The organism is Streptomyces sp. NPDC001852, assembly GCF_042891825.1.
Taxonomy (GTDB): domain Bacteria; phylum Actinomycetota; class Actinomycetes; order Streptomycetales; family Streptomycetaceae; genus Streptomyces.
The window spans coordinates 26,021-37,673 of the sequence record NZ_JBIATN010000049.1 but is presented as its reverse complement, the minus strand read 5'-3'; the positions used below and the strand labels follow the sequence as shown (position 1 = coordinate 37,673).

The 11,653-nt window shown below is 71.2% G+C and carries 8 protein-coding genes; 3 read left to right on the top strand and 5 right to left on the bottom strand.

Annotated elements, in window-relative coordinates; genetic code table 11:
* Positions 1 to 112 precede the first annotated feature (112 nt).
* On the bottom strand, positions 113 to 1,498 hold the full coding sequence (locus ACFYZB_RS43500; RefSeq protein ID WP_388767411.1) for an LCP family protein: 1,386 nt from the start codon (positions 1,496 to 1,498) through the stop codon (positions 113 to 115).
* A gap of 251 nt (positions 1,499 to 1,749) precedes the next feature.
* On the opposite strand from ACFYZB_RS43500, the gene ACFYZB_RS43495 reads away from it, so the two are divergent.
* Complete coding sequence (locus ACFYZB_RS43495) at positions 1,750 to 2,787, top strand: glycosyltransferase family 2 protein (RefSeq protein ID WP_388767409.1); 1,038 nt, start codon at positions 1,750 to 1,752, stop codon at positions 2,785 to 2,787.
* Between the two features lie 51 nt (positions 2,788 to 2,838).
* Here the strand turns inward: ACFYZB_RS43495 and ACFYZB_RS43490 are convergent, their stop codons facing one another.
* The 4 genes from ACFYZB_RS43490 to ACFYZB_RS43475 all read right to left on the bottom strand — a co-directional run bounded on the left by ACFYZB_RS43490 (position 2,839) and on the right by ACFYZB_RS43475 (position 8,648).
* A complete protein-coding gene (locus ACFYZB_RS43490; RefSeq protein WP_388767410.1) occupies positions 2,839 to 4,440 on the bottom strand; it encodes an LCP family protein in 1,602 nt (533 codons plus the stop codon).
* A 130-nt stretch (positions 4,441 to 4,570) separates the two neighbouring features.
* Positions 4,571 to 6,331: an LCP family protein gene (locus ACFYZB_RS43485; RefSeq protein ID WP_388767407.1), complete on the bottom strand. Its 1,761-nt coding sequence runs from the start codon at positions 6,329 to 6,331 to the stop codon at positions 4,571 to 4,573.
* 231 nt (positions 6,332 to 6,562) lie between these two features.
* Positions 6,563 to 7,753 carry an LCP family protein gene (locus tag ACFYZB_RS43480; RefSeq protein ID WP_388767406.1) on the bottom strand — a complete coding sequence of 397 codons (1,191 nt, stop codon included), beginning with the start codon at positions 7,751 to 7,753 and terminating at the stop codon, positions 6,563 to 6,565.
* Positions 7,754 to 7,892: 139 nt separating this feature from the next.
* A complete protein-coding gene (locus tag ACFYZB_RS43475) occupies positions 7,893 to 8,648 on the bottom strand; it encodes a TIGR03089 family protein (RefSeq protein WP_388767405.1) in 756 nt (251 codons plus the stop codon).
* A gap of 140 nt (positions 8,649 to 8,788) precedes the next feature.
* Between ACFYZB_RS43475 and ACFYZB_RS43470 the strand changes: the two genes are divergently transcribed.
* A complete protein-coding gene (locus ACFYZB_RS43470) occupies positions 8,789 to 10,183 on the top strand; it encodes a peptidoglycan recognition protein (RefSeq protein WP_388767404.1) in 1,395 nt (464 codons plus the stop codon).
* 187 nt (positions 10,184 to 10,370) lie between these two features.
* Positions 10,371 to 11,453: a sugar phosphate nucleotidyltransferase gene (locus tag ACFYZB_RS43465; RefSeq protein ID WP_388767402.1), complete on the top strand. Its 1,083-nt coding sequence runs from the start codon at positions 10,371 to 10,373 to the stop codon at positions 11,451 to 11,453.
* The last annotated feature ends 200 nt before the right edge of the window (positions 11,454 to 11,653 follow it).

The window sequence follows — 11,653 nt, the reverse complement described above, 5'->3', positions numbered from 1 at the left end:
GTGTAGATGTCGCAATCCACACCGAACCCAGAAGGCCCTCACCCGTTCAAGCACCCAGCACGCGTGTCACCAACGTCCCGGGACAGCACACCTAGCGCCTCCCACCCGTCGGCTAGCTGCCCGGGCACACCACCTCGCTGCCGCGGACCGGGGTCTGCTGCGGCTGGGAGGGGTCCTCGAAGCGGACCTTGTGGACGTCCTTGAAGTCCGCCCCGGCGATCACCTTCAGCAGCGGTCCCTGGCCCGGTACGGCGCGCAGCTCGGCCCCCGGCAGGGCGGAGGCAAGGGCGCGGGCCGAGCGGTCCCAGCGGGGGTCGTAGGAGATCACGGTGTGCGGCACGCGCGCGGTGGCCGTCACCGGCAGGCGCGTCGTGGCGAAGCCGGTCGCCGCGAGCGCCGCGTCGACGCGTTTGGCGAGGCCGACCGTGGGGCTGCCGTTCTCCACCTGGACCCGGATCTGCCGCGGATCCACCTCCACGGTCGCCACCGGCACCCCGGCCGGGCCGCGACCGCGCTGCGGCTGGTCCACGGTGAGCGGCTTGTCCTCGCGCAGGGCCGTGAAGACCTGGTCCGCCCTGGCCTGGTCCCACTTCAGGGTCGAGCCGATGCCTTTGACGTCGTAGTTCATCTGCCCGATGGGCACGGTGGTGAACTCGGAGGAGGACGGGGAGAAGTTCCGCATGGCCCGGCCGAGGTCGAGCAGCTCGTCGGTGCCGAAGCCCTCGTCGGCGCGCACCGAGCCGAGCACCGCGCGGGCCACGTCCCGGAACCGCATCGGGTTCAGCAGCACCCCGGAGGAAGTGGCCCGCTCGATCAGCGCGGCCAGGAACCGCTGCTGCCGCTTCATCCGGCCGAGGTCGCTCGCCGCGTCCACGTGCCGGGCCCGCACGTACTGCAGGGCCTGCCCGCCGTTGAGCATGTGTGTGCCGGGGCTCAGGTCGAGGCCGGTGTAGGAGTCCTTCAGCGGGGTCGTCGTGCAGACCTTCACCCCGCCGAGGACGTCCACCGTCCTCATGAAGCTGGTGAAGTCGACCTCCAGATAGTGGTCGATCTTCACATGGGTCATGTTCTCGACCGTGCGGATGGTCAGCTGGGGGCCGCCCTCGGCGTAGGCCGCGTTGAGCCTGATCGGGTGCGGCCCCCGCGGTTGCCCGGAGGTGGCGTCGGTGTGCGCGGGCACCTCGGCGTAGGAGTCGCGGGGCAGGCTCACCACGGTGGCCCGCTCCCGGTTCGCCGAGACGTGCACGATCATCATCGTGTCGGTGCAGTGGCAGGGCACCCCGCCCAGCCGGTACTCCCGCCGCTCCCGCTCGGTGATCCTGTCGCGGCCGTCGGTGCCGACCAGCAGGATGTTCGTGCCCTGGCCCGCGCTCGGCCGGTTCTTCATGTCCTTGAAGGCGTCGACCCGGGCGATCCCCGCGTCCAGGCTGCTGATCACCGCGTGCCCGATCCCGGCGGAGGCGAGCACGACGACGGACAGCGTGCTCACCGCCCGCATGGCCCAGCGGGGCCGCCGGGGCGGCCGCACGGACCGCACAGGCCGCTCGGGCGGCTGCGGTACACGGCGGGGCGGCTGCGGTCGGCGCTGCGGACGAGCAGGAGACCGGGGCGGGCTTGCCAAAGGGGACACCTCCGGACGAGGCCGTACGTGGGATCCGTGAGCACCGTAGGCCGATACGATCTCCAGCCCGGCCCTACGCCCCGGCGGCGCGCACCGCTGTCCCCCGTTCGCGGTAACGTGAGCCCCCTATGAACGCCAAGCCCGACGTGCGACACCCCGCTGTTTCTGTGATCATGCCCGTTCTCAACGAGGAACGGCATCTGCGCGGGGCCGTCCAAGCGATCCTCGCGCAGGAGTACGCCGGCGAGATGGAGGTCGTGATCGCCCTCGGTCCGTCCACGGACCGCACGGACGAGATCGCCGCCGAGCTCGTGGCGGAAACCGCAGCCGACAGCAAGCGTGTCCACACCGTCCCGAACCCGACCGGCCGCACGCCCGCGGCGCTGAACGCGGCGATCAAGGCCTCCCGGCACCCGATCGTGGTCCGCGTCGACGGCCACGGCATGCTCTCGCCGAACTACATCGCCACCGCGGTCCGGCTCCTGGAGGAGACCGGCGCGCAGAACGTCGGCGGCATCATGCACGCCGAGGGCGAGAACGACTGGGAGCACGCGGTCGCCGCCGCGATGACCTCGCGGATCGGGGTCGGCAACGCCGCCTTCCACACGGGCGGCGAGGCCGGGCCCGCCGACACGGTCTACCTCGGGGTGTTCCGCCGCGAGGCCCTGGAGCAACAGGGCGGCTACAACGAGGAGTTCGTCCGCGCCCAGGACTGGGAGCTGAACTTCCGGATCCGGGAGGCGGGCGGGCTGATCTGGTTCTCGCCCGAGCTGAAGGTGTCGTACCGGCCGCGGCCGAGCGTGCGTGCTCTCGCCAGGCAGTACAAGGACTACGGCCGCTGGCGGCACGTCGTGGCCCGCTACCACTCCGGCTCCATCAACCTGCGCTACCTCGCCCCGCCGGCGGCGGTGTGTGCGATCGCGGCCGGACTCGTGGTCGGCGCGGCGCTCACCCCGTGGGGCTTCCTGGTCCCCGGCGGCTACCTGGCGGCGATCGTCGCGGGCTCGCTCCCGGCGGGCCGGGGCCTGCCCCTGAAGGCCCGGCTGCAGATCCCGGTGGCTCTGGCCACCATGCACATGTCGTGGGGCTGGGGCTTTCTGACCAGCCCGAAGTCGCTGGCGAAGAAGGTCATCGCGTCGCGGCGGCCGGCGGTGCTCAGCGCCTGATCATCCGGCGGCCCCGGCATCGGGGCCCCGCTCCCGGGGCCCCGACGACGGTCACCACTGATAGGGCCCGTACACGTCCATGCACGTCGAGGTGTCCGAGCCGTTGATCGTGTCCGTGTTCTTCGGCACGTCTCCGGCCTTGGGAGCCGGCTGCTTCGGGTAGGCCGTGCCGGTGCGCCAGTCCGCGCCGATGACGACGGTGACCCCGGAGACGTCGGTCGACTGCTTCACCGCGCTCATCGGGATGCCGAGCGCCTTGGCCACCGCCTGCGCGTCACCCTGCAGGTCCACGCTCGGGTACTGCACGACCGTGCTGTCCTCGGACAGCGCCCCCGACGTGTCGGCGGTCGCCCGGGTGTAGCCCTGCTGCGCCAGCACCTGGCTGATGTCGTTCGCCCGGCCGCGGACCGCTGCCTGAGTGGACGTCTGGGTGGCGTTGCGCACCAGCACCCCCAGCCGGCCCGGGTCCGTGGAGGGCGTCTTGGCCGCCGGGGTCTTGACCGCGACCTGCTTCGCCGCGGACGGCTTGCCGTTCTTGTCGAGCGGTACGTCGTCCCGGAGCATCTGCCACAGTTTGTCCGCGTTGGGCTTGTCCAGCACCACGTGGTTCTTCGGGTCCTCGGGGTCCGGATTGTTGGCCACCGTCAGCGACGTGATGCGGTTCGTCGGTACCGACTTCATCTCCATCGCCAGGTCGTACAGCTTCTTGACCGTGCCGATCTCCTCGGACACCGTCAGCGACTTGGTGGCCGCCTCCGCCAGGTTCATCAGCCGCCCGGAGTCGGTGAACACGTTCTGCTGCTTGAGCTTGCGGATCATGGAGTTCAGGTACATGTGCTGGGCCCGGGCCCGCAGCGGGTCGCTGCCCCAGGCGTGCCGGGTGCGCAGCCACTGCAGGGCCTGCTCGCCGTAGACCTGGTGCGTACCGGCCTTCATCTTCAGCCCGGAACCGCCGGGCACGCTGGGCGTCGGGTGGTCCCACACGTTCTGCTTCACACAGACGTCGACGCCGCCGATGGCGTCCGCCATGTTCACCACGCCCGCGAAGTCGATCATCATCCAGTGGTCGATGTAGACCCCGGTGAGGCCCTCCCAGGTGGCCAGCGTGCAGCCGGCTCCGCCCCGGGCCAGGGTGACGTTGATGATGTCGTCCGTCTCCGGATACTTCTTACCGGTCTTCGGGTCCGTGCATTTGGGGATGTGCACGCGGGTGTCGCGCGGGATGCTCACCATGGCGGCGCTCTTGCGGTCCGCGGACAGGTGGATGAGCATCTGTACGTCGGCCAGTGGGGGAGCGCCCACACTGTCCCTGCTGCCGCCGAGCCTGAGATCCTCCGCGGAGTTACGGCTGTCCGAGCCGATCAGCAGGATGTTCAGCGGCGTCTGCCCGGCCGCGTTGGCCGGCGTCTTGTACGCCCTGGAGTCGTCGCCGCTGCTGCGCTCACCCTTCCGGATGTTCGCGTTGAGGTGCTGGTAGTACAGATAACCCGCTCCGGCGGTGCCGAGTATCACCACCGCCAGCACGGTCGCCGACCAGCGCAGTGCGCGCCGTCTGCGCCGTGGTCGCTCGGTCGTGGAACCGCCTCTGCGCCGCCCCCCGCCCTGCCGGCCGGACCCCTCCGGCGACTTCCGGTCCTGCGGCGCGAGCGACATCGTGTCGTCGACCGCAGGATCCTGCCCCCGCACGCCACTGTGCGCCAATCTTCCTGCCCTCCCCACCCTTGCGCCGTACAACGGGCCCGTCCCGCGTCCGGTTAGACGCACGACGGGCCCGTTGGGTTACCTACGAGGCGCAGTTCACCTTGTCTGCCGTGGACTTGTCGACGCTCGGCGCCTTCGACGGAGCGGTCAGGGAAGCCCCCGCGCCCTTGAAGTCCTTGCCCAGGGTCAGCGTCATCGCCGGCAGCCCCTGCGAGTTCGTCACGCTCCTGCCCGGCTTGAGCGCCGAGCCGGACAGGCCCATGAGATGGGCCAGTTCACGTGCCTGGGCCGCCTGGTCGGGAGCGTACTCCAGCGTGGTCCTGGCCAGCTCCGCCGGCGCGTTGCCCGCGTTCTCCGACTTCAGCACGCCCTCCTGGTTCTGCAGCCAGTCGAGGGTCTCCTGCGCGCTGCCGGCCTCGGCGCCGCCGTTGAGGATCCGCACCCGCACGTCGGAGGGCGCGGACCTGGTGCCCTTCAGGCGGGCGGCCTGCGCGTCCTTCTCCGCCTTCTGCTTCTTCTTCACCTCGGTGAAGGAGACGTCGTTGTTGATCGCGTCGAACACCGGCGGGGCGAGGGCCGGGTCGACGATCACCGTCTTGTGGATGACACCGTCCGCCGGGTTGTCCTTCACCGGCACCGTGACGAAGCTGATGTTCTTCGTCGGCACCTTCTTCAGCTCCAGCGCGATGTCCTTGAGCGTCGACACGGAGCCGATGCCCTTGTCCACGGTCAGCGCCTTGGTGGCGGCCTCGGCGAGGTCGATCAGCTTGCTCGGGTTGGTGAGCGTGTCGCTGGAGGACATCTTCCGCATCAGCGAGCCCATGAACTGCTGCTGGACCTTGATGCGGTCCAGGTCTCCCTGGTTGCCCCAGCTGTGCCGGGTCCGCACGAACGCCAGGGCCTGCTCGCCCTCGATCTTGTGCTCGCCGGCGGACAGTTTCAGGTGCGACTCCTTGTCGTTCACCGCGTGGGCGAGGCACACGTCCACACCGCCGACCGCCGTCGTCAGCGTCTTCACCGCGTTGAAGTCCACCATCATGAAGTGGTCCGGCTGGATGCCGGTGACCTCCTTCACCGTGCGCATGGTGCAGCCCGGGTCCCGGCCGTCCTGGCCGAGGCTGGTGTTGAAGCGCACGTTCTGCGTGCCGGCGATGACCTTGGTCGAGCCGTCGGCCTGTTTGGTCGGGCAGTCCGGCACGTTCACGATCAGGTCGCGCGGAATGCTCATCGCGGTCGCGTTCGTCCGGTCCTTGGACACGTGCAGCAGGATGTTGGTGTCCGCGTGACCGACGCTGCCCTTGTCGCCGTAGCCCTCGTTGCCCTTCCCGGTCCGTTTGTCGGTGCCGATGATCAGGATGTTGAAGGCGTCGTCCTTGCTGAAGCCGTCCTTGGCGGCGCCTTCGACGTCCGTCGTGGTGACGTTGCCCTCGAGGTGCTTGAGGTAGAGGTAGCCGGCGGTGCCGACGGCGACCAGCACGAACGCCGTGCCGCCGGCCGTCCACGCCAGGGCCTTCTTGACCTTCGACTTCTTCTTCACCGGCCGCCGGGCCGCGCGCCTGCCCGGCGGGGGCTCCGGCTCGCTTCCCCGGCGCCGGCCGGACCGCGGCGGCGGTACGTCGCCCCCGCGCGTCTGGCGCGTCTCACGAGTCTCGCCGGGTGCCGAGTCGTTACGGCGGCGCGGCGCACCGGCGCCCGCGCGGGGCCCGGATCTGCGGGGGCTGGGAATCGCCGACTGCGGTGCGGAAGGACCCAGTTGCAGTTCGTATTCGCCGGTGTTCGGATTGAGCACCCACTGGTCTGCGGGGTCGATGTTGTCCGCCCGCCCACGGCCTTGCGCGTCCACGGTTTCCGAATCCTCCGTCGGGGCCACGCGGCGCCTTCCCCCTCAAAGGCGCTCGGGTCTCGGTGAATCAGTGCACGGCCCCAGGACGGACCTCGCGGCCGGGTGCACCGGATCGCTCACACTATCCGCCCAGTTCAGCGTCGAGCGACGCCGGTGACAAATTCCCGGTGCCTACAACTGGGCAATACGCCTCATTTCCCGGACGGAAGTTCGGGCGTCTTGATGTGCGCATTACTCACAGGTGTGTTCGGCGGCGGTGTTCCCGCGGAACGTCGGCGTGGGGGAGGGGTCGCCCGGACTGCCCTTGCCGTCCGCCTCCCCGTTGGTCTCCGCGGCCTCCTGCGGGATCTCCCGGGCCACCGCGACGGGCTGATCGGCCCGCAGTCGCGCGAACAGCTTCTCGGCTTCCGGCTCCACGAGTTGGTCACGGTTGGCGTCGTAGACGTACGACTCCCTCGGCACCGTCAGGAACTGCACCCGTTCGGTGGGGATGTCGCGCAGCCCGCGCACCAACTGGTACAAGCCGCGCAGACTGGCCAGTTCCGGATCCGTGGTCAGCGAGGAGGTGGCCGCGTTCAGCACCGGATACAGCTTCACCGGGTTCAGCAGGACGTCGTTGCTCTGCACCTTGTCGACGAGCGCGCCGAGGAACCGCTGCTGGCGTTCCATCCGTTCGGTGTCGCTGCCGTCGCCGAGCGACTTGCGGGCCCGTACGAACCCGAGCGCCTGCTCCCCGTCGAGCATGACCTTGCCCGCGGGCAGCTTCAGCATGGCCGCCTTGTCGTCGACGGGCTCCTTCAGGCAGACCTGCACCCCGTCGACGGCGTTCACCATCTTCTTGAACCCACGGAAGTCCACGACCACGTGGTGGTCGATCCGAATGCCCGTCAGCTTCTCCACGGTCCGGATCGTGCACGCCGAACCGCCGAGCTGGAAGGCGTGGTTGAACATCGCGAGCACCGGCTCGCTGCGGCTGCCGTCCGGCTGCCGGCAGCCGGGGATGTCCACCATCAGGTCCCTCGGCAGGGACACGGCGGTGGCGCTGCGCCGGTTCGCGGCCAGGTGCAGCAGGATCGTGGTGTCCGACCGCTCGCTGCCCAGATCCGGCCCGTACGCGGAGTTCCCCTCCCCGGCCCGCGTGTCCGACCCGATCAGCAGGATGTTCTGCGCGCCCCGCACCAGTTCCGTGGGCCGCTCCCGCTCGTACCGGGCCAGTTCGCGGGCGGCCGCGTCGTCCGCCGTGATGTTCGCGTTGAGCTTGGCGTAGAGGGCCCAGCCGGTCCCGGCGGCCGCCGTGACGAGGACGGCGGCACCGAGCGCCGTCGCCTTCGCCCACCGCCGCCGATGCCGCCGCAGGAGCCCCGCGCCGGTGGCGGAGGCCCCGGGACCGGGACCGAGGGGCTTGCCTGCGGTGTCGGTCACGGGCGGGGCACCCCCTCATGGCGTACGGGCGTCGCGTGCTGCTCCTACGACCATGGCCGGGGAGGGATCGCCGAAGCTCCCTTTACTGCTCCATTCGGGGGAGGCCGGACAGGAGGCCGGCCGACCCGAGCGCCCGCGCTCAGCGGCGCACCGCGGTCACCCTCTCGCTCTCGATCCGCTGGGCGAGAACCTCCTCGTCCAGCCGGTCCAGATGCCGGCACAGCACCACGGACCCCCCGACGGCCAGCGGCGCGTACAACCCCGCGCTGACCCCTTCCCACGTGTCGTACGACAGCCCCGACAACAGCCTCGATCCGGGTCCCGTCAGATCCAGCGAAGGCGCGTCCGCGAGCGCCCGCTCGACCACCTCGGCCCCGCTGAACTCGGCCCCCGCGACGATCAGCGCCGGATCCTCGGCAACCGGCGGAGTGAACGGCGCGAAGCGGTCCCCCTGCCCCGGCACTTCCACGGCGTAGTCGACGAACCCCTCCGGGGCCTGCGGGAACCGCCCGCCCAGCGGCCGCAGAGCCAGCGCGATCCGCTCCCCGCGGCAGGCCCGCGCGGCGTCGAGCGAGTCCGGCCCGCTCACCACGAGGTCGGCCGCGGACGGTTCGCCGCCCACATCGGCGATCGCCCCCACGGACGAACACGCCATCAGCCACACAGCCGTCTGCCAGTGCGCCGGCAACATCAGCGCCACGCGGTCGCCCGGCGCGGCGGCGAGGTCGCCCTGCAGGAGGTTCGCGGTCTTGGCCACCCAATTGGCGAAGGTGGCCACGGACAGTTCGACGCGTTCGCCCGTGGCGTCGTCGTAGAAGGTCACCAGCGGGCGGCCGGGGTCCGCGGCGAGCGCGGAAGCCAGCAGGTCGGCAGGGGTGCGATCGGTGGCGTTCACCCGGGAAAGGGTACGCGCGGGCGGGTGCGCGCGGCGTGCGGTGGGGCCACCGGTTCGGCGGAACGTTTCCCGACGGTCCGTCAATTCGGCACTGCTTCACCGTTGGACAGATTTGTACGACTATGTCCACGATCATGAGCATGCGTGGAACCCTCACTTCCTCGATCGGCGTCACCTGCGCCACGGCCCTCGCGCTCCCCCTCGCGCTGCCGGCCCTGCCCGCGACCGCCGCGCCCGCACGACCGTCCGCGAGCGGACGTCCGGCTGAGGCCGCCGCACCCGCACGACCGTCCGGGGCCGGTGTCCCGGGCAGCACCCGCTCGCTGCCCCTCGTCCCCCTCACCCACGAGCGCGTCCTCGGCACCGCCCCGGTGCAGGGCCTGTACCGGCCCGACGGGGAGCACTTCTCGCTGGTCGGGGTCGTCTGGGACGACCCGGACACCGAGTTGCACGGCAGCGTCCAGGTGCGGACCAGGCCGGCCCGGCCGGGGAAGTGGTCCGGCTGGCAGGACGTCGAGACGCACAACGCCGACCACGGCGCCGACCCGGGGACGGCGGAACGACAGGCGCGGCGGGTGCGCGGGGCGACCGCACCGCTGTGGGTGGGCGCCTCGCAGGGAGTGGAGGTCCGCGTCCGAGCCGTCGCCGGAGACGCGAACGGGCGAGCGCAGGGCGGCCGTACGCACGCACCGCGGCCCCCGCTGCCGTCGGGCCTGCGCCTGGAACTCGTGGACCCCGGTGCCGCGCCGCCGCCCGCGGACGCGCCGGCCGACGCGCCCCGTACCGGTCCGCAGACGGACGCGGCGCAGGCGGCCTGGGCCGCCGACAGGGACACCGCCGGCTTCGGCGCCCTGGAGATCCCGGCGCTGGGCAGACGGGCCACCGAGCGCGAACTCGCCCGCCTGCACGGCCCGGTGCGGGGCAAGCCGTACATCGGGCCGCGCCCGAAGATCGTCACCCGTCGCGGCTGGGGCGCGGACGAGTCACTGCGCGATCCCGGCTTCGTCTACACGAAGAAGGTCAAGGTGGCCTTCGTGCACCACACGGCCTCGGGCAACAACTACACCTGCTCCCAGGCCCCCTCCGTCATCCGCAGTATCTACCGCTACCACGTCAGGAGCATGGGCTGGCTGGACATCGGCTACAACTTCCTCGTCGACAAGTGCGGAACCATCTACGAGGGCCGGGCCGGCGGAGTGACGAAGGCGGTCCTCGGCGCGCACACCGCCGGCTTCAACAACGACAGCACGGGCATCGCCGTCATCGGCTCGTACGGCGAAACCAAGCCGTCCGGCGCCGCGGTGACGGCCGTCGCCCGCATCGCCGCGTGGAAACTCGGGCTGTACGGAGCCGATCCGCGTGGCAGGACATATCTCACGTCGGGCGGTGGCAACCTCTTCCCCGAAGGTAAGAACGTACGACTGAACGTGCTCTCCGGCCATCGGGACGGATTCGCCACCGAGTGCCCCGGCAAGTGGCTTTACGCCAAGCTCGGTACGGCCCGTTCCGGCGCGGCGCGCTACCAGGGGCGCTGAGCCGGGCCGGGGGTGTGCGCCCGGCGCCGCCATCGGGGGCGCGCCGCTCTCACACCGTTCTCTCACCGATCTCGTGGGAAACAGGGGGGTTGTCAAGGGCGCCGCCGCTACGGTCTGCATACACTGACCGGCCGAAACGAGTGAAACGAGTAGTTCGGCCGATCCCGGCAGGAAGCAGAGACGACAGGTGACAGAAGCGATCCTCCTGGTCGGCGGCAAAGGCACCCGGCTGCGTCCCCTCACGGTGCACACGCCCAAGCCCATGGTCCCGGCCGCCGGGGTGCCGTTCCTCACGCACCAGCTGGCGCGCGCCAAAGCGGCGGGCGTGGACCACATCGTCCTCGCCACGAGCTATCTGGCCGAGGTCTTCGAGCCGTACTTCGGCGACGGCTCCTCCCTCGGCCTGCACATCGAGTACGTGACGGAGGAGGAGCCGCTCGGCACGGGCGGCGCCATCCGCAATGTCGCCTCGCGCCTGCACTCCGGTCCCGACGACCCGGTGCTGATCTTCAACGGTGACATCCTGACGGGCCTGGACATCAAGGCGCTGGTGGACACGCACGAGGCCGCGGGTGCGGACGTGTCGTTGCACCTCACCAAGGTCGCGGACCCGCGTGCCTTCGGTCTTGTCCCCACGGACGAGACCGGCCGCGTCCTCGCCTTCCTGGAGAAGCCGCAGACGCCGGAGGAGATCGTCACCGACCAGATCAACGCGGGGGCGTACGTCTTCCGCCGTTCGGTGATCGACACGATCCCGCTGGGCAGGCCGGTGTCCGTGGAGCGCGAGACGTTCCCGGACCTGCTGGCGGCGGGCGCCCACCTCCAGGGCATGGTGGACTCCACGTACTGGCTGGACCTGGGCACCCCGGCGGCGTTCGTGCGCGGCTCGGCCGACCTGGTCATGGGCCGTGCCCCGTCCCCGGCGGTCCCCGGCCGCTGCGGCGACCGCCTGATCCTTCCTACGGCGACGGTGGCGCCGGACGCCAAGCTGACCGGCGGCACCGTGGTCGGCGAGGGCGCGTTCGTGGCCGAGGGCGCGCGGGTCTCCGGCTCGACCATCCTCCCCGGCGCCGTCATCGAACCCGGCGCCGTCATCACCGACTCCCTCATCGGCAGGAACGCCCGCGTGGGCGAACGCACGGTTCTCACCGGCGCGGTCATCGGCGACGGCGCGATCGTCGGCGCCGACAACGAGCTCCGTGAGGGAGTACGCGTGTGGTGCGACGCCCACATCCCGGCGAGGGCGCTCCGCTTCTCCTCCGACCAGTAGGGGCCGCCGCGACCGCCGTCCACGGGTGCAGCGCCCCCAGCCCCCATGTCCCGGGGCCGGCACGGCGGTCGACGGCTGCGGACGCGCCACGCACCGGCGCGGCAGGGGCCCCGCGCCGCCGTACCTGCCCAGCTGCGGGCAGTCGTGCGCTGGGCCGCCACCCACCCGGCAGCGGCGAGACGTATTCGGCTGCGGGCAGC

Excerpts from the sequence above, each read along its gene's own strand:
- ACFYZB_RS43495 (WP_388767409.1), top strand. The coding sequence starts at position 1,750 with ATGAACGCCAAGCCCGACGTGCGACACCCCGCTGTTTCTGTGATCATG.
- ACFYZB_RS43490 (WP_388767410.1), bottom strand. The coding sequence starts at position 4,440 with ATGTCGCTCGCGCCGCAGGACCGGAAGTCGCCGGAGGGGTCCGGCCGG.
- ACFYZB_RS43500 (WP_388767411.1), bottom strand. The coding sequence starts at position 1,498 with ATGCGGGCGGTGAGCACGCTGTCCGTCGTCGTGCTCGCCTCCGCCGGG.
- ACFYZB_RS43470 (WP_388767404.1), top strand. The coding sequence starts at position 8,789 with ATGCGTGGAACCCTCACTTCCTCGATCGGCGTCACCTGCGCCACGGCC.